This is a genomic window from Marinobacter sp. NFXS9 (genome assembly GCF_040148665.1).
Classification (GTDB): domain Bacteria; phylum Pseudomonadota; class Gammaproteobacteria; order Pseudomonadales; family Oleiphilaceae; genus Marinobacter_A; species Marinobacter_A mangrovi.
The window spans coordinates 1-17,724 of the sequence record NZ_JAGDDW010000026.1 but is presented as its reverse complement, the minus strand read 5'-3'; the positions used below and the strand labels follow the sequence as shown (position 1 = coordinate 17,724).

The following is a 17,724-nucleotide window of genomic DNA, read 5'->3' as shown; positions in this document are numbered from 1 at the left end:
GGGATCATGGGGCTTTCTTCCGGTTTTTGGACGAAACGGGGAGATTTATGATGGATATTATACCCCGAAGTCAGGCCAACTCATTGCCTTTGTTCAGGTTTTTACTTTTGCAGGGGCGACTACGTAGGACGTTCTCTTCAAGGCATCGCACGGTTTCAATGGCCTGGATGAACAGCAGCCGGTCTTTCAGGGTTTGCAGGTCCACTTCCGACGCTTTCGCCGAATCGGTGTAATGTTCGGCGAGGCCGGACCAGAGGTGCTTCTTGCCGGAGGCGGGATAGTCGTAGAAACCGGCGCCGGCGGCCTTTCCTTTGCGGCCGTGCTCGTTGACCATGGCATCAATGACTGCTTCGGCCGGGTGGGGAGTCCAGGACTTACCGGCGGCCTCCATGTCTTTGCGGCTTTGGTTCCGCACGTGCTGGATCAGCGTGAGGCTGACTTCGTCGCATACGGCCAGCGGGCCGACAGGCATACCGGACAGGATCCCCGCATTCTCGACGCTGGCGGGATGAATGCCCTCCTGCACCATGGCCTCGCCTTCATTGACGAAAGTGCCGAATACTCGCGAGGTGAAAAAGCCCCGGCTGTCGTTGACCACGATCGGGATCTTGCCGATCTGCTGCACGTAGTCGAAGGCCCGGGCGAGGGTATCGTCAGAGGTCTGTTCGCCGACGATGATCTCCACCAGCTGCATCTTGTCCACCGGGGAGAAGAAATGCAGCCCGATAAATTGATCCGGGGCGCTGGAGGCCTTGGCCAACTGGGTAATGGGAATCGTCGAGGTGTTGGAAGCGAAGATGCCGCCGTCTGCCAGTTGCTGCTCGGCTTCCTGGGTGACCTTGGCTTTCAGGTCGCTGTCTTCGAAAACCGCTTCGATAATCAGATCGCAGCCGGCAAGGTCGCTGGCGGCCCCAGTCGGCTGGATGCGGCCAAGCACCGCATTCCTCTCATCGCTGGTCATCCGCCCGCGGCTGACTTTCTTGTCCAGCAGCTTTTCTGAATACGCCTTACCTTTCTCGGCGTTCTCGACGGACACGTCCTTCAAAACCACGTCCAGCCCGCGTGCTGCGGTGGAGTAGGCGATGCCGGCGCCCATCATGCCCGCCCCTAGAATCCCGACTTTCTGGAATTGGGCCTGGTCGACGCCTCGCGGACGGCTTTCACCGGCCTTGATGGCGTTGAGCTGGAACCAGAAGGTGCCCGTCATGTTCTTGGACACCTGGCCGCAGACCAATTGCGCAAAGTAGCGGGTTTCGATCAGCTGGCCGTTGTCGAAATCGACCTGGGCGCCTTCGACGGCTGCCGAGAGGATGGCCTCCGGTGCCGGGTAGCAGCCTTTGGTTTTTTGTTTCAGCATGGCTGGAGCGATGGCCAGCTTTTGTGCCATGGTCGGGTGCTGTGGTCCACCTCCCGGGATCTTGAAGCCTTTCTTGTCCCAGGGTTGCTGGCAGCTGGGGTTCGCTTCAATGAAGGCGCGGGCCTGGGCGATCAGGTCGCCGGTATCCGAGGCCAGGGCATCAACGATGCCGACCTTGAGGGCCGCCTTTGGATTCGATTTCTTGCCTTCCATCAGGTAGGGGAAAGACGTCTCCAGCCCCAGCATGCGAGGCAGGCGTTGGGTGCCGCCTCCGCCGGGCAGCAGGCCCAGGGTGACTTCCGGCAAACCGAGCTGGATGCTGTCGTCGTCCAGCACCACCCGGTGATGGCACGCCAGGCACAGCTCCAGGCCGCCGCCCAACGCACTGCCGTTGATGGCGGCTACCACGGGCTTACCGCAGGTTTCCAGTACCCGCATCTGGCGTTTGAGGCCGTTGACCATGGCCTCGAATTCGCCGGCCTGCTCTTTAGTGACCTGATGCAGCTCGTTCAGGTCGCCGCCGGCGAAGAACGTTTTCTTGCCTGAGGTCAGGATGATGCCCTTGATGCTGTCCAGATCCTGCTCGACGCGGCTGACGGTTTCGGTCAACGCCTCGCGGAAGGCCGCGTTCATGGTATTGGCGGACTGGCCGGGCATGTCGATGGTCAGGGTGAGGATGTTCTGGTCGTCGATGTCGTAACGGATTGCACTCATGATTGGATCCTTCTCTGTCCCGGCTCAGCAGCGTTCAATAACGGTGGCGATACCCATGCCGCCGCCCACACACAGGGTGGCGAGGCCGTAGCGCTGCTCGCGGCGCTCCAGCTCATCCAGCAGGGTGCCGAGAATCATCGCGCCGGTGGCGCCAAGGGGATGGCCCATGGCGATCGCACCGCCGTTGACGTTGACTTTCTCGTCGGGCACGCCCAGCTCCCGCTGGAAACGCATGACCACTGACGCGAAGGCTTCGTTCACCTCGAACAGGTCGATCTGGTCGGCGGTCAGCCCGGCTTTTTCCAGGGCTTTGCGGCTGGCCGGAGCCGGGCCGGTGAGCATGATGGTGGGATCGGTGCTGGTAACAGCCGTGGACAGAATACGGGCGCGGGGCTTGAGGCCCAGCTCGCGGCCCTTGGTTTCGCTGCCGATCAGCAGGGCGGTAGCGCCATCCACGATGCCGGAGGAGTTGCCGGCGTGGTGCACGTGGTTGATGCGTTCCACGTAGTGGTATTTTTCCCGGGCCACGCCGTCGAAACCCATCTCGCCCATCATCTGGAACGACGGCTTGAGCTGTGCCAGGGATTCCAGCGTAGTGCCGGCGCGGACGTGCTCGTCGCGGTCCAGGATCATGACGCCGTTCTGGTCGGTGACCGGGACGATGGAATGTTTGAAGTAGCCGTTCTCCCAGGCGGCGGCCGCCTTTTTCTGGGAATTCACGGCAAACCGGTCCACGTCTTCCCGGCTGAAGCCTTCGAGGGTGGCAATCAGGTCGGCGCCGATGCCCTGGGGCATGAAGCCGGTGTTCAGGTTGGTCTCCGGGTCGCTGGCCCAGGCGCCACCGTCGGAGCCCATGGGCACCCGCGACATGGCTTCGACGCCACCGGCGACCACCAGGTCTTCCCAGCCGGAGCGGACTTTCATGGCCGCGAGGTTGACGGCTTCCAGGCCCGAGGCGCAAAAGCGGTTGAGCGTGACACCGGCGACCACCTCATCCCATTGGGCGGCGAGGGCGGCGGTCTTGGCAATGTCGGCCCCCTGATCGCCTACGGCGGTGACGCAACCCATGACGATGTCGTCCACCTGGCGGGTGTCCAGGTCGTTGCGTTCCTGCAGGGCTTTGAGAATGGTCGTCAGCAGGGTGATCGGCTTGACGCTGTGCAGCGAGCCGTCTTTCTTGCCGCGACCTCGCGGCGTGCGTACCGCATCGAAGATATAGGCTTCTGTGGTCATGGTTGTTCCTCTGCGCTCTGGGGCGGAGTCGTGTTCAGTCGGTAGTGCCGAAGGGCAACCGCTTTCAGGATAGACAGCCACCTTAGCGGCCGGTTTCTGTGGAGGTAATGACCCGGGCTGCCATTCGCATTGGCGAAACTGCTCAGGTGGCAATCCGCCCGTAGGCATCTAATCTACAGACAGGTCCATTTTGTAATCCGAACAAGGTGCTGTTCTTATGTCCCTGCTCGATACCATCGATAATTTCTATGAAGGTCTGGTGGCGGAAGCCATTGAGGAAGGCCGCCAGTCTGACGAGGGCGAAGATTTCCTGGCGGATGTGATGTGCGTGGCGCTGAACCGGCTGCCGACGCGCTATTACCGACATTCTATTGATATGCGATTCTACCTGGCGGACCCGGAAATGCAGGAGATGCGGGATCGTGTCCGGGTGGCGGTGTCCGAAGCGAAGGATTTTGTGCTCAAGCACCAGCGGGAGTGATGGACCGCCCCGGTTGGGGCGATCCATTGCGGGCACTGAAGGCTCAACCCTGCCAGTTGGCGAGGGCGTTGCGCAGGCGGGGCATCAGGTTCTCGGCGTCAGACGGTTCGATGGACTGGGCGCACCAGCAATCGATGAGCCGGTTGATCTCGTCTTCTGCTGAGCCCGCACTGCCATTGCCGCCGGTCAAGCCGGCAGCGAGGCGTTCCACCTGCTGCTTCATGCGCAGTTCCTGATCTTCTTCCGGCGACGGCAGGCCGGTCGCGATTTCCAGGCGAATGGCAATTTCCCGGGGTGAGGGCAGCGGATCCGGCAGGTTGCTGCCATCGCCGGGTTGGCTGTTACCCGCGTGCAGGCGGGCTTCCCAGTCGGCCACTTGCTGGCCGCGCTCTAGCTGCTGGATCGTTTGATCCAGGGCGGCTTTTTCGGTCGCCAGTTCATCCGATACCGGGGCGGGAATACGCCGTGGTGCCGGGGTATTGCGAAGCGCCTGCTGCAGTTGGCGGAGCGTCGCCAGATCGCCTTGGGCGGCCTCACGTTGCTGGCGGCTGTCCTCAATGGCCTGTTTCAGGGTGTCCAGGGCGACCGTATCTTCGGCCGCCTGTTCCGCACGCTGGGCATCACGACGGGCAAAAATGGCATCGCAGGCGGCGCGGAAGTCCTGCCAGAGCTTGCGATCCTCCCGGTGACGGGTGATGCCGATGCCTTGCCACTCTTTCTGCAGGGCCTTGGCCTGTTCCATGGCGTCGCCCAGGGGCTCATGTTCAATCAGGGCCTGGGCGCGCTCAACGATGGCCTGTTTGCTGGCTTCGTTCTTCTGCCGCTCCTCGTTCAGGGGCGCTTCCACCTGCTTCAACAGGTGGTCGAATCGTTTCTGCAGGGGGCGGTTTGCCTTGAAATCCACCGGCCAGGCATCGCGCCATTCCTGGCGGGCCACCCGGTGAATACGCTCCACCGCTTTCCAGTCCGCGTTCTGCCAGTCGGCGTTATCGACAAAATCCGCCAGTTGGTCACAAATAGCTTGGCGCTTGTCGATGTTGACGTGCTTCAACTCTGACTTGGCGGCAAAATATTCATGGCAGGGCTCATAGGCGATGTCCGACGCCTTCTTGAAACGCTGCCAAAGCGATTGGTCGGATGAGCCGCCCAGGTCGCGCCATTCCTGCTGCAATTCCTTGATGTGGGTGGCCTTGGCTTCCGGCTCCATGTGCTGGGTGGCCAGGTATTCCATGGCTTCACACAATTCCTCCTGCTTCGGACGGGTGGCAAAGCCGCGCCAGTCCTGCAGGTCCTGAAGTTGTCGGCCAAGCAGCGTCAGGCGGGCCTGGCGCTGGCTGGCGTGTTTGTGGTCGAGCGCGTTGAAGGCGTGCTGGGCCTGCTTGTGCAGGTGGCGGGACTCGGTGTACTGGTCTTGTTCCAGCGCTTTTTCCAGCTTTTCAAGCAGGTCGTCGAGCGCCTTGACCTGGGTTTTCTGGTCGCTGGTCTGGGTTTTTCGCACTTCACGCGCCTGGCCCAGTTTGCGGGCGGCGGTTTCCAGCGCCGGTGGCTGGGCGTAGCCGCCCGGCCAGTCGATGGCTTCCAGAAGCTGGCGCAGTTCGGCGCTGTCCGGTGACTCCGCATCGACCAGTGACGTCAAGGTGTCCTGCTGCTGTTGCAGGCGTTGGACGGAACCGATGTAATGACGAAGTTCCAGCATCAAAGCCTGGTAGTCCTTCTGTTCCGCCTTGGCAACCTCGCTCTCCCGGGTCGCCTCCATCCAGCGGTTTTCCTGGGTTTTCTGCAGGGCGTCGAGTGACGACAGGGACGGCCCGCGCTCCGGCATGGCCTCGCGCAGGCTGTTCAGGGTATCGCGCAGCAGATCCAGGGTCGCCTTGCGTTCTTCCTGCTTATGGTGGGATTCCGCTTCCCGGGCGGAGGTTTCCTCGACCTCACGCACCCGACGGTTGCAGACATCCAGCGCCGTGAGGAAAGCGGTGTGCTGGTCGTTGGAAGCCGCGGAAGACAGGTTTTTCCACTGGGACTGCAGACTCTCGACGCGGGCCGCGTAGAGTTGCAGGTTGTCGGTTTTGGCGTGTTCTTCGGCTTGGCGGATCAGGTCGTCGATGGCGCTCTGGACAGCCCGTTCACGGTCCTTTTCCTGACGCAGCATTTGCAGGCGTTTCTTGGTCAGCTGATAGACGCCTTTGTCGCGACCTTTGGCGGCTCGCTGCACAGCCATCAGTTCATCTTCGCCTTCGATCCGTTCGGCTGCCGCAAGACGAACCGCGGCGGTCTTGCCTTCGATTGCCAGAGACAACAGCTTTTGCGGATCCGTTTCCGCGGAGATCTGTTCCGCATCCATGTCTGCGCTCTGACAGAGCTGGTGAACCAGCGCCTGCTGCTGGGGATCGGACAGTGCCGCGCGGGCCTGTTCGACCTGTTCCGGATGCTGACTGGCCAGCGCGCTGATGCGGCCGGCCAGGCGATTGCGCACGGTGGCCGAAGCCTCGCTGTACAGCGGGATCAGGTGTTTGATGTGGGGGATACGGTCAATGGCGACGCCCCGCTGACTGTTGGTCTCTGCCGAGCGGGCCAGCTCAATCAGGGCATTGAGTTCGTCCGGTTTGTCCGGATTCAGCGCGCTGACATCGGGCTGTGGTTGGGCGTTGTCGGATTTGCGGTTCTTGAAGAGCTTCTTGATAAAGGCCGCCATAACGGAATCCCCACACGGTAAGGCAAGTTGCTGACCGGGTGAACGCGTCCGGTCAGAATCAGGCAGCCTGTGGCCGCCGACAGAGCAGCGGGGTGCATCGACGCCCGCTTGCATGGTGGGTTAGTCTAATCGTTTTGGAGACCTGCTGCACAGGGCTGTGTAGAGGTTTGGAATGCGCTGGATCTGAAGACAATTCATGGCCCCGAAAAACAGCAAATCTGACCATCAGGACCCCGAATACAAGGCCCGTTCCGTCGCCCTCAAATTATTGGCCCGGCGCGAGCATAGCCGTCAGGAATTGCGGCTGAAGCTGATGCAGCGCAAGTTGACACCCGACGTCATTGATCCGGTGCTGGATGACTACGAGCAGGAAGGCTGGCTGGACGACGATCGCTTTGCCGACGTGTACGCCCGTCAGCGAATGGACCTGTACTACGGCCCGCTGCGCATTGAAAGCGAACTCCAGCAGCGCGGTGTGTTCCAGCGGCCGACGTGTATGCAGGAAGTGAGCGATCAGCAATGGGCCGAACGGGCCACCGAAGCAAGGCGCCGCCGGTTTGGCCTGTCGACATCCGCGCTGGAGTGGTCGGACAAGGTGCGCCAGGCGCGTTTTCTGGCCCAGCGTGGGTTCACCGGCGAGCAGGCCGAGAGGGCACTGGATGCCCGCGACGGCCTCCCGGAGTGAGTCAGGGCGTCGCTGATTGACGCTTCAAAGCGTCGGCGGTGCGACGGACAGTTCCGTCGGTATCCGGTCGGAGCCGGCCGGCACGACGTCAGTGGTTGGGGAATCGGCGTCCAGCTGCGGGAACTCCGGATTCTGTGCCAACTGCTCGCCGCGGTGCATGGGCTCTTTCATCCACACCAGCACGTCGTAGTAGCGGCGGATATTCTGCACGTAGATGACGGGCTCATGGCCGCGAGCGTAGCCGTACCGGGTTTTTGAATACCACTCTTTCTGCGCCAGCAGCGGCAGGAATTCCTTGACGTCGATCCAGCGGTCCGGATCTTTACCGGCGCCTTCCGCGAGTCGTCGTGCATCTTCCAGGTGACCAAATCCGACGTTGTACGATGCCAGGGTAAACCAGGACCGATCCGGCTCGGGGATATCGGCAGGAATCTGGTCGTGGATCATCTGGAAGTAGCGGGCGCCGCCGTCGATGCTTTCTTCAGGGTCCAGGCGATTGTCGATCCCCACATACTGAGCGGTGTTTCGCGTCAGCATCATCATGCCGCGAACGCCGGTGGGCGATACGGCATTGGGGCGCCAATGGGATTCCTGGTAGCCGATGGCGGCCAACAGGCGCCAGTCCATATGGTATTTTTCCGCCGCGTCCTGGAAGGCCAGTTCGTAGTTGGGGAGCCTGTGACGCACGTGATACACGAAAGTCCGGGCACCCACGTAGTTAAGCCGGTCCAGATGGCCGTAAAAGCGTTCCTTCAACTGGGCCAGGCGGCCGTCTGCCTTCATTTTGTTGAGGAACTTGCGGGCAGCCTTGACCAGCGTATCGTCTTGCTGGGACGGGAACAGCCAGGCAATGGGCTGGGGCTGGTTCAGGTCGAAGCCTTTCTTGACGTTGGGAAAGAAGACCTGGTTGAGCGCCAGTTCGGTGGAGTCCACCACCGCCACCTGGAATTCACCGGATTCGACCCGTTCGAGTATGCCGGCGGTGTCGAGATCGGCATGGAGTTCCCAGTGGATATTCGGGTTCTGCTTGGCCAGCGCCTTCAGCGGTGCCAGGTGGTTGCTGTTGGCTACCGCATGAATGACGCGATCGCCGACGTCTTCCGCGTCGCGGGCGGAATCCGCGTCCCGGTTATAGATCAGGGTGGACTGGACGTTCAGGTTGATCGGCACCGCCTTGAATTCCTGGGTGCTGGGAATCGTGCTGGCCAGTCCCGCCAGGCCAATGTGGGTGTAACCCTTTTCCAGTACGGACAGGATTTGCCCGTTGCCTTCGGCTTCGCGGATGCGGAGTTCCACGCCCAGCTCGTCAGCGAATTCCTTGGCCAGTTCGTATTCGTAGCCGGTTGGGCCGTCGCGGCCATCGTAGTAAACGGACGGAGAGGGGCGGGCAATGACGTGCAGCACGCCCTCCTGGCGCAACTCATCGAGCGTCGACGGGCGCGAACAGGCCGTCAGGGCACTGGCCAGGCCAAGTACCAGGGCGATGCCCACAGGACGGCGCTTGTTTCTCAGGATGGAAACCACTGACAAATCCCTGCTCTCCTTACTGCGAACCTTTGACGGGCGCAATCCTTATCGAGTGCCGATCCATTCGGATCGATCGGCACGAGTGACTGCCCGAAGATGTGCGACAGTTGCGACCCTCTTCCCTGGGTCTGTTGGCATGGAAGGATTCGGCGCCGGATGGATAGTCCCTGACACAGTAAAAATGAAGGGGCGCAGAAACCCAATTATTTTTAAGCATTAGCCCGATAATCCCCAAAAGCCGGAAGCGGGTCAATTAACTGTCCGTCGTAGACTGCAAAAGCCTGTAAATTTTAATGCACCGGTAATGGAGGCGCGCTGGTCCGGGTGACAATCAGGAGCTGGCTGGCCGGGCATAAGGCAAACGACTGGGTAATTGCCGCATTCACCGATTTCCGGCGCTGGCAAATCTGTATCCGGCGCGCGGTTTCCAGTATCATTGCGGCCGTCTCGCAAGGGGTTCCCGGTATGAGAGCCCCCTGTATTCCCCAGATCAGCACGATACAGGTTTTTTGCCATGCTGGAACTCCGCGGCGCTCCCGCACTTTCATCCTTCCGCTCTGACAAGCTTCTTTCCCAGGTTCAGGCTGTGGTCCCGGAAGTCTCCCGAATCTACGCGGAGTTCATGCATTTCGTGGATGTGCCGGAGGCGCTGGCGGATGAAGAGCAGCAGGTGCTCGACCGGCTGCTGAGCTACGGCCCGTCTGCCGATTCCCAGGCGGCGGAAGGTGTGTTGTTTCTGGTGGTACCACGGCCGGGCACCATTTCGCCCTGGTCGACCAAGGCGACAGACATCGCACGTATTTGCGGGCTGCGTCAGATCCGTCGTATCGAGCGGGGCACGGCCTTCTATATTCACGCGGACTGCAAATTGAAGCTGGAGCAGCGTGAGGCGATTGCCACGTTGCTGCACGACCGCATGACCCAGCGGGTTTTTCATGAGATGGGCGGTGCCGAATTGCTGTTCCATCGCGAGGAGCCGCGCACGCCAGACCGTATTCCGGTTCTGAGTGGCGGCCGGCCGGCGCTGGTGGAAGCGAACCAGACGCTGGGTCTGGCGCTGGCGGATGACGAAATCGATTACCTGGTGGATGCTTTCACCCGCCTGGAGCGGGATCCGGCTGACGTAGAGCTGATGATGTTCGCCCAGGCCAACTCGGAACATTGCCGTCACAAGATTTTCAACGCGTCCTGGGACATCGATGGCGAGGCGCAGGACAAGTCCCTGTTCGCGATGATTCGCAATACCTTCGAGATGAACAGCGAAGGTGTGCTCTCGGCCTACAAGGACAACGCGGCGGTGATCCGCGGCGCCAGGGCCGGCCGGTTCTATCCCGAGGCGGATTCCGGCACTTACCGCTATCACGATGAAGACATCCACATCCTGATGAAGGTGGAGACCCACAATCACCCGACGGCCATTTCCCCGAGCCCGGGTTCGGCGACCGGCGCCGGCGGTGAGATTCGTGACGAAGGTGCGACCGGACGGGGTTCCAAGCCCAAGGCTGGCCTGACCGGGTTCACGGTGTCCAACCTGAATCTTCCGGGCGACCTGCAGCCGTGGGAAACCGAATACGGCAAGCCCGAGCGCATTGCGTCGCCGCTGGACATCATGATCGAGGGCCCGATCGGAGGTGCTTCCTTTAATAACGAATTTGGCCGACCCAATCTGACCGGTTATTTCCGGACCTTCGAGCAGAAAGCACCGGGTGCGGCCGGTGATGAAGTCCGGGGTTACCACAAGCCCATCATGATTGCCGGTGGCCTGGGGAATATCCGGGCCGACCACGTCGAAAAAGGGGATATCCCGGTTGGCGCGAAACTGATCGTGCTGGGCGGACCGGCGATGCTGATCGGCCTGGGCGGTGGCGCGGCTTCCTCCATGGATTCCGGCAGCAGTCACGAGGATCTGGATTTCGCGTCCGTGCAGCGGGGCAACCCGGAAATGGAGCGCCGTTGCCAGGAAGTGATCGACCGCTGTTGGCAGTTGGGTGAAGACAACCCGATCAGCTTTATTCACGATGTCGGCGCGGGCGGCCTGTCCAACGCCATGCCGGAACTGGTCAAGGACGGTGGCCGGGGTGGTCGTTTCGAACTGCGTGATATCCCCAGTGATGAACCGGGCATGTCGCCGCTGGAAATCTGGTGTAACGAATCCCAGGAACGCTACGTGCTGGCCGTCGCGGCCGACGAGCTAGAGCACTTCGACGCCATCTGTCGCCGTGAGCGCTGTCCGTACGCCGTCATTGGCGAGGCCACGGAAGAACATCACCTGGAAGTGGCTGACGCCTACTTCGATGACAAGCCCGTGGATTTGCCGATGGACGTCCTGTTCGGCAAGCCCCCGCGGATGCATCGCAGCGTCGAGCGTGCCTCGTTCACCAAGCAGGTTTTCAATTCCCGCGATATCGATGTGAACGAGGCGGCCCGCCGGATCCTGCGTTTGCCGTCCGTGGGCAGCAAGAGCTTCCTGATTACCATTGGTGACCGGACGATTACCGGTCTGGTGGCGCGCGACCAGATGGTCGGCCCCTGGCAGGTACCGGTCAGTGACGTGGCAGTGACGGCATCGTCCTTCGACAGTCTGGCCGGTGAAGCCATGGCGATGGGCGAGCGCACGCCGGTGGCTGTGATCGACTCGCCGGCCTCCGGCCGAATGGCGGTGGGCGAGGTGATCACCAACCTGGCCGCGGCGTCGATCGAGAAGCTGTCCGACATTCGCCTCTCTGCCAACTGGATGGCTGCAGCCGGCCATCCGGGTGAAGATGAAAATCTGTACGAGACGGTCCGCGCCGTGGGTATGGAACTGTGCCCGGAGCTGGGTATCACTATCCCGGTGGGTAAGGACTCCATGTCCATGAAGACCGTCTGGGAAGAGGACAACGGCGAGCAGAAGAGTGTGACGGCGCCGCTGTCGCTGATCATCAGCGGTTTCGCGCCGGTCACCAATGTGCGCAACACGTTGACGCCGCAACTGCGTACCGATGCCGGCGAAACCGACTTGATCCTGGTCGATCTGGCCGCCGGTCAGAACCGCCTGGGTGGTTCGGCGCTGGCGCAGGTCTACAGTCAGGTGGGTGCGGTGGCGCCGGACCTGGATGATCCCGAGGACATCAAGGCCTTCTTTGCCGTGATTCAGGGCCTGAACGGCGACGGCAAGTTGCTGGCTTACCACGACCGCTCTGATGGCGGTATGTTCACCACGCTGGTGGAAATGGCGTTCGCCGGCCACACCGGCATCGACATCAAACTGGACGGGCTGGCCGAAGAGGCGAGTCAGTTTGCCCGGGAGCTCTTCAACGAAGAATTGGGCGCGGTCATCCAGGTGCGTCGCGAAGACACGCCGTTTGTCCTGCAACAGTTCACCGGTGCGGGGCTGGGCGAGCACACGGCTGTGGTCGGTACCCTGAATGACAGTGACCGCATCCGGTTCATGTTCAACGAAGACGCGGTCATCGATACATCTCGTGAGGAATATCAGCGGCTGTGGTCCGAAACCAGCTACCGCATCCAGTCCCTGCGGGATAACGCGGACTGCGCCAAGCAGGAGTACGACAATCTGCTGTCGCCGGCGGATCCGGGCCTGAGTGCCGAGCTGACCTTCGATCCGGAAGAGGATGTTGCGGCGCCGTACATCAATAGTGGTGCGCGTCCGAAGATTGCCGTGCTGCGTGAGCAGGGTGTCAACGGTCAGGTGGAAATGGCGGCTGCCTTTGACCGGGCCGGTTTCGATGCGGTCGATGTCCACATGAGCGACCTGCTGTCTGGTCGGATTACGCTGGAGAGCTTCCGCGCCATGGTGGCCTGTGGTGGCTTCTCTTACGGTGATGTGCTGGGTGCCGGTGAGGGCTGGGCCAAATCCATCCTCTTCAACGAGCGCGTTCGTGAGCAGTTTGCCGGCTTCTTCACTCGGACGGACACCCTGGCGCTGGGCGTCTGTAACGGTTGTCAGATGCTGTCCAACCTGCATGAACTGATTCCGGGTACCGCCCATTGGCCGCGCTTTGTGCGCAATGAATCCGAGCAGTTCGAAGCGCGCCTGGTCATGGTGGAAGTGCAGAAATCGCCGTCTCAATTCCTGCAGGGCATGGAAGGGTCTCGGATGCCGATTGCCGTTGCCCATGGTGAAGGTCGAGTCGAATTTGCCAGCGCGGATGCGGCCGCTGCAGTACAGTCCGAAGGGTTGGTATCGCTGCGTTATGTCAGCAATGACGGGCATGTGACCGAACGCTATCCATTCAACCCGAATGGGTCGCAGGCAGGTATCACCGGCCTGACGTCGGCCGACGGTCGCGTCACCATTATGATGCCGCATCCGGAGCGGGTGTTCCGCACTGCTCAGCATTCGTGGCACCCGGATAACTGGGGTGAAGACGCGCCGTGGCTGCGTATGTTCCGCAATGCACGTAAGGTGCTCGGATAACCGAAGCCCTTCTGCTGCCTGGCCCTGGGATTCCGTTTCAGGGTCAGGCCGCTTCCGTTGCCGGTTTATTCGTCCTGAATGGGCTGGCCTGACTACACCTTTTTCTCCTCTGCTGTTCCGACTGTCGTCGTGTCGGTGTCTCGTCGGTGAGACACTTGCTTCTGGCCCTCGCTTGCTTCCGGCGGTAACGGATCTTGTTACGCGTCGTTACAATCTTATCCCCATAGGTGACAGATTATTCAGGAAAGGCATTTATTTGACGCTGTAATCACCTTTGTGCGCCAAAATCGATCCAAAATAAAGCGTCTATAACTGAAAATTCGGCTTGACTTGGCTCATTTATGCACATCCGTTCCGTTGATTTTCTTGACGCCTGTATAAAACACCGTCATCTTGTCTGTAATCTGATCTGAATTTATAAATCATTGATAAATAAAGATTTAATGGCTTCGGTGAAATAGTCGCCAATTTGAGGTGAAGGGCGTAACCACGGGGGCTGGCGGTCTGTTCCCAAAAACTTTCCCCAGAGTTATCCACAGATTCTGTGGGTAAGTGGTACAAGCGTTTGAATGGATGCTTCTTTGTTCATTTTGATTGAACTCTGATCAAATTGATCGATCTGTGGACAGTTTTGGGTGTGGGTTTTGAGTCTGGATTGTGGCGCTTGATTGGTTCGGATGCGTGGCGTCAGAATCCGGTTGTTCATACAGAGAGAGCAGGTCGGGGAGAAAGGGATGTACAAGCTTTGCTACTTCGTACCGGAAACGCATCTGGAGGCAACCAAGGTGGCGCTGTTCAAGGTGGGTGCCGGTCGAATCGGCGATTACGATTCCTGCGCCTGGCAGTGCCGGGGACGGGGACAGTTTCGTCCGCTCGACGGCAGTCAGCCGTTTCTGGGGCAGCAGGGCGAGGTTGAGCGGGTGGATGAATACAAAGTGGAGCTGGTTTGCGAGGATGATCTGATCCGGGCCGCCATCCAGGCACTCAAGGCCGCTCATCCCTATGAGGAGCCAGCCTATGAGGTTTTCCGGATGGAGGTTTTGGAATAGACGCTATTTCCCCATCCGGTAACGAATGTCGCCAACGTGAAGAGGGAACTCGCCCGTTTCGGTGTCCCGCACAAAGCGTTCGAGCGTTTCCCGGATGGTCGGGAAAGCCAATTCCTCCCATGGAATATCGGTGAGCGGAAACAGTTGGGTATCGAGCGATTCCTCGCCCACGCCGAACGTGCCGTCGATCAATCGGGCGCGGAAAAATAGGTGGACCTGGTCGATGTGAGGCACATGAAGCATCGTATAAAGGCCGTCGACTGCCACTTCCGCCAGGGCTTCTTCCCGGGTTTCGCGCATCGCCGCTTCGACAGTGGTTTCGGAGTTTTCCATGAAACCTGCGGGCAACGTCCAGTAGCCGTGGCGGGGTTTGATGGCGCGACGGCAAAGCAGAACCTGGCCCTCCCAGATCGGGACGGTCCCTGCCACGATACGGGGGTTCTCATAATGGATGCGGTTGCAATGATCGCACACGTACCGGTGACGGTTGTCGCCGTCGGGAATGCGATGGGTAACCGGGTTTCCACAATGACTGCAATAATTCATTCGCCACCTCAATTCTGTATGATCCCAGTATACTGAGGCCGGCGTCGCCGTCGACCCGTGTTGGGCAGATTCTTTTAAAGGGCGACGCTACACAGGTTCGGCATACCCTGAACAGGACAAAAAAGGTTGTTTGAACATTTCAAGGAGCGGCTGGATCGTCATACGCCGCAGCAGATTGCGCTGGATTATCCTGAGGCGGGCGTGCTGGTTCCGGTCACGGATCGGGGCTCGGATCCCGAACTTATCCTGACGCAACGCGCGGCTCACCTTAAAACCCATCGGGGGCAGGTGGCTTTCCCCGGCGGTAAGCGGGATCTGACCGATCACTCTTTGGAGCATACGGCGCTTCGGGAGGCTCACGAAGAGATCGGTTTGCCACCCTCGCAAGTGCAGGTGGTGGGGCGGTTGAGCCAGGTAGTTTCCCGACACCGGATTCTGGTGACGCCCTACGTCGGGATCGTTCCCCACGGGGTGTCGCTGACAGCCAGTCCGGATGAAATCGACTCTATTTTCCGCGTTCCTGTTTCTTTCTTCCTGGAGGATCGGCGTCTGCGCACTGATGCCCTGGGTTTTCAGGGGCACACCCTCTACGTGCCTTGCTATGAATGGGAGGGCTACCACATCTGGGGGTTGTCGGCGGTTGTGCTGGTTGACTTTCTGAACGCCGTGTACGATGCCGGCATCGATTTGCTTGAAGCGCCGGAGTGAGGTGTCTATGAAATACGCATTGGGCGATTGGTGCCCGGAACTCGAAGGCGAGGGCCACTTTATTGCCCATAACGCCACCGTCATCGGCAACGTGTTGCTGCAGGACAAGGCCAGCGTGTGGTTCAACGTGGTCATCCGTGGCGACAACGACCGGATCACCATCGGCCCGGAAACCAATGTTCAGGACGGGACGGTGATGCATACGGATGCCGGCATCCCACTGACGCTTGGGCGCGGGGTGACGGTTGGTCACAAGGTGATGCTGCACGGCTGCGAGGTCGGCGACTATTCGTTGATTGGTATTAACGCGGTGGTGCTCAACGGGGCGAAGATCGGCAAGCATTGTCTGATTGGCGCCAATACCTTGATCCCGGAGGGAATGGAGGTGCCGGACGGCTCACTGGTGGTTGGGTCGCCGGGTAAGGTCAAGCGCGAGCTGAATGACCATCAGCGCAAGATGCTGGAGCTGAGCGCCGCACATTATGTCCAGAACGCCCAGCGCTACATTGAGTCCTTCAGGGCGGTGGATTGACGGCATGGTGACAGACGATGCGAAACCGGTTCGCTCACCTTGCGTCAGTGTATGCGCGCTGGATGAAGATGATATTTGCGTGGGGTGCCAGCGCTCCGCAGACGAAATCACCCGCTGGTCTGGCATGACCAATGACGAACGTCGGGACGTGATGAGGCTGGTGGCCAGGCGCGAAGAGAAAGTGGCTCTTTGATTGGGCGGCCAGGGACAGAATTGCGAGCATTCAATTGGATATAAAGAGGATGATGACATGGTCAGTATCGGTACGCCCCTAACTAAGACGGCCTTTCGCGTGCTGTTCTGTGGGTCCGGCGAGCTGGGCAAGGAAGTCGTGATCGAGCTGCAGCGCCTTGGCGTCGAGGTGATCGCGGTTGATCGGTACGCCAATGCGCCGGCGATGCAGGTGGCTCATCGCAGTCATGTCATCAATATGCTGGATCCGATCGAATTGCGTCGCGTGATCGAGTTGGAAAAGCCGGATCTGGTGGTGCCGGAGATTGAGGCGATCGCCACGCCGGAGTTGGTCAAGCTTGAAGAGGAGGGCGTCCGCGTTATTCCGACGGCGCGGGCCGTGAATCTCACCATGAACCGGGAGGGCATTCGTCGCCTGGCGGCGGAAGTGTTGTCCCTGCCCACATCGCCTTATCGGTTTGCGGACTCTCTGGAGAGTTATCGCAAGGCCGTTTCCGAAATCGGTCTGCCGTGTGTCGTCAAGCCGGTAATGAGCTCAAGCGGGAAGGGGCAGAGTACCGTTCGCAGCGATGCCGATATTGATGCGGCCTGGGAATATTCCCAGCAGGGTGGTCGTGCGGGACAGGGTCGGGTGATTGTTGAAGGCTTTGTCGAGTTTGATTACGAGATCACCTTGCTGACGGTGCGCCATGCCGGTGGCGTGTCGTTCTGCGATCCCGTGGGTCATGTTCAGGAAGACGGGGATTACCGCGAGTCCTGGCAGCCTCATCCGATGAGCCAGAAGGCATTGGATCGAGCGCAGGAAATCGCCGACAAGGTGACCGAAGATCTGGGTGGTTATGGAATCTTTGGTGTTGAGCTGTTTGTGAAGGGCGATGACGTCTACTTCTCTGAAGTGTCACCGCGTCCCCACGACACTGGGCTGGTGACGCTGGTGTCCCAGGATCTCTCGGAATTCGCGCTGCACGCTCGGGCGATTCTTGGTCTGCCGGTGCCGGCCATTCGTCAGCTTGGGCCGAGTGCGTCTGCCGTCATTCTGCCGACTGGCGAATCCAGTCAGCCAACGTTTACCCATATAGAAGAGGCACTGAACGTTCCGGATACACAGCTGCGTCTGTTCGGTAAGCCGGAAATCTCCGGGCGTCGGCGCATGGGGGTTGCACTGGCTAAGGGTGACGATATCGAGAGTGCGCGGGCTTTGGCGCGTGAAGCAGCAGCGGCGGTGAAGGTTGAATTCTAGAAAGTTTGGCTTTTTTCGGAAAACGCGTTGACACCTCTGAGCAGGTCTGTAGAATGCGCATCTCTTTCGAGGGGCACGCCACTGAGGCGGGGTCGAAATCGAAAGGCAACCGATTGTTTTGATTAAGAATTTTGAGTTTCAGATTTCTTCAAAACAGCGGTTGACAAGGTGGCAAAGCAGTGTAGAATGCGCGCCACCTTGAACGGGTCAGCCGGCACGACTCGGCGGCTTTCGGAAGCATCGAAAGCGCTGAAAAATAACGGTTGACAAGGTTGAGCGAAGCGGTAGAATACGCGGCCTCAACAGGGCAACAGCCCGGCTCTTTAAAAAATTGACCAAGTAATTCGT

The 17,724-nt window shown here is 60.1% G+C and carries 14 protein-coding genes; 8 read left to right on the top strand and 6 right to left on the bottom strand.

What is annotated here, in order from left to right; translation table 11 throughout:
* Positions 1-70: 70 nt before the first annotated feature.
* Both J3364_RS22175 and J3364_RS22170 read right to left on the bottom strand, forming a co-directional pair.
* Positions 71-2,071: a 3-hydroxyacyl-CoA dehydrogenase NAD-binding domain-containing protein gene (locus tag J3364_RS22175; protein ID WP_349560346.1), complete on the bottom strand. Its 2,001-nt coding sequence runs from the start codon at positions 2,069-2,071 to the stop codon at positions 71-73.
* Between the two features lie 24 nt (positions 2,072-2,095).
* Entirely contained in the window at positions 2,096-3,304 is a 1,209-nt protein-coding gene (locus J3364_RS22170) for an acetyl-CoA C-acetyltransferase (protein ID WP_349560344.1), read from the bottom strand.
* 217 nt (positions 3,305-3,521) lie between these two features.
* Here J3364_RS22170 and J3364_RS22165 point away from each other — a divergent pair, with 217 nt between their 5' ends.
* Positions 3,522-3,785, top strand: coding sequence for a late competence development ComFB family protein (locus tag J3364_RS22165; RefSeq protein ID WP_349560342.1), 264 nt, complete (start codon positions 3,522-3,524; stop codon positions 3,783-3,785).
* Between the two features lie 43 nt (positions 3,786-3,828).
* Here J3364_RS22165 and J3364_RS22160 read toward each other — a convergent pair whose 3' ends face one another.
* Complete coding sequence (locus J3364_RS22160; RefSeq protein ID WP_349560340.1) at positions 3,829-6,477, bottom strand: DUF349 domain-containing protein; 2,649 nt, start codon at positions 6,475-6,477, stop codon at positions 3,829-3,831.
* 196 nt (positions 6,478-6,673) lie between these two features.
* On the opposite strand from J3364_RS22160, the gene J3364_RS22155 reads away from it, so the two are divergent.
* Positions 6,674-7,162, top strand: a complete 489-nt coding sequence (locus J3364_RS22155; protein WP_349560338.1) for a regulatory protein RecX — start codon at positions 6,674-6,676, stop codon at positions 7,160-7,162.
* 24 nt (positions 7,163-7,186) lie between these two features.
* Here the strand turns inward: J3364_RS22155 and mltF are convergent, their stop codons facing one another.
* The gene (gene mltF / locus J3364_RS22150; protein ID WP_349560348.1) at positions 7,187-8,686 is read right to left on the bottom strand and encodes a membrane-bound lytic murein transglycosylase MltF; all 1,500 of its coding nucleotides are present in this window, start codon (positions 8,684-8,686) and stop codon (positions 7,187-7,189) included.
* A gap of 517 nt (positions 8,687-9,203) precedes the next feature.
* Here mltF and purL point away from each other — a divergent pair.
* Both purL and J3364_RS22140 read left to right on the top strand, forming a co-directional pair.
* Positions 9,204-13,109: a phosphoribosylformylglycinamidine synthase gene (gene purL / locus J3364_RS22145; RefSeq protein ID WP_349560336.1), complete on the top strand. Its 3,906-nt coding sequence runs from the start codon at positions 9,204-9,206 to the stop codon at positions 13,107-13,109.
* A 734-nt stretch (positions 13,110-13,843) separates the two neighbouring features.
* A complete protein-coding gene (locus J3364_RS22140; RefSeq protein WP_349560335.1) occupies positions 13,844-14,158 on the top strand; it encodes a YqfO family protein in 315 nt (104 codons plus the stop codon).
* Positions 14,159-14,161: 3 nt separating this feature from the next.
* Here J3364_RS22140 and J3364_RS22135 read toward each other — a convergent pair whose 3' ends face one another.
* Positions 14,162-14,704 (bottom strand): NUDIX hydrolase, encoded by a 543-nt coding sequence (locus J3364_RS22135; RefSeq protein ID WP_349560333.1) that lies wholly within the window; start codon positions 14,702-14,704, stop codon positions 14,162-14,164.
* 126 nt (positions 14,705-14,830) lie between these two features.
* On the opposite strand from J3364_RS22135, the gene J3364_RS22130 reads away from it, so the two are divergent.
* The 4 genes from J3364_RS22130 to purT are packed head-to-tail and all read left to right on the top strand — an operon-like array spanning position 14,831 to position 17,376.
* Positions 14,831-15,412 carry a CoA pyrophosphatase gene (locus J3364_RS22130; RefSeq protein WP_349560331.1) on the top strand — a complete coding sequence of 194 codons (582 nt, stop codon included), beginning with the start codon at positions 14,831-14,833 and terminating at the stop codon, positions 15,410-15,412.
* A 7-nt stretch (positions 15,413-15,419) separates the two neighbouring features.
* Entirely contained in the window at positions 15,420-15,944 is a 525-nt protein-coding gene (locus J3364_RS22125; RefSeq protein WP_349560330.1) for a gamma carbonic anhydrase family protein, read from the top strand.
* Positions 15,945-15,948: 4 nt separating this feature from the next.
* A complete protein-coding gene (locus tag J3364_RS22120) occupies positions 15,949-16,137 on the top strand; it encodes a DUF1289 domain-containing protein (RefSeq protein WP_223808032.1) in 189 nt (62 codons plus the stop codon).
* A gap of 57 nt (positions 16,138-16,194) precedes the next feature.
* Positions 16,195-17,376 carry a formate-dependent phosphoribosylglycinamide formyltransferase gene (gene purT, locus J3364_RS22115; protein WP_349560329.1) on the top strand — a complete coding sequence of 394 codons (1,182 nt, stop codon included), beginning with the start codon at positions 16,195-16,197 and terminating at the stop codon, positions 17,374-17,376.
* 148 nt (positions 17,377-17,524) lie between these two features.
* Here the strand turns inward: purT and J3364_RS22110 are convergent.
* Positions 17,525-17,724: hypothetical protein (locus J3364_RS22110; RefSeq protein ID WP_349559976.1), on the bottom strand; the 200-nt coding region annotated here is incomplete at its 5' end.

Coding starts and splice junctions, on each gene's coding strand:
- J3364_RS22175 (WP_349560346.1), bottom strand. CDS start 2,071: ATGAGTGCAATCCGTTACGACATCGACGACCAGAACATCCTCACCCTG.
- J3364_RS22170 (WP_349560344.1), bottom strand. CDS start 3,304: ATGACCACAGAAGCCTATATCTTCGATGCGGTACGCACGCCGCGAGGT.
- J3364_RS22165 (WP_349560342.1), top strand. CDS start 3,522: ATGTCCCTGCTCGATACCATCGATAATTTCTATGAAGGTCTGGTGGCG.
- J3364_RS22160 (WP_349560340.1), bottom strand. CDS start 6,477: ATGGCGGCCTTTATCAAGAAGCTCTTCAAGAACCGCAAATCCGACAAC.
- J3364_RS22155 (WP_349560338.1), top strand. CDS start 6,674: ATGGCCCCGAAAAACAGCAAATCTGACCATCAGGACCCCGAATACAAG.
- purL (WP_349560336.1), top strand. CDS start 9,204: ATGCTGGAACTCCGCGGCGCTCCCGCACTTTCATCCTTCCGCTCTGAC.
- J3364_RS22140 (WP_349560335.1), top strand. CDS start 13,844: ATGTACAAGCTTTGCTACTTCGTACCGGAAACGCATCTGGAGGCAACC.
- J3364_RS22135 (WP_349560333.1), bottom strand. CDS start 14,704: ATGAATTATTGCAGTCATTGTGGAAACCCGGTTACCCATCGCATTCCC.
- J3364_RS22125 (WP_349560330.1), top strand. CDS start 15,420: ATGAAATACGCATTGGGCGATTGGTGCCCGGAACTCGAAGGCGAGGGC.
- J3364_RS22120 (WP_223808032.1), top strand. CDS start 15,949: ATGGTGACAGACGATGCGAAACCGGTTCGCTCACCTTGCGTCAGTGTA.
- purT (WP_349560329.1), top strand. CDS start 16,195: ATGGTCAGTATCGGTACGCCCCTAACTAAGACGGCCTTTCGCGTGCTG.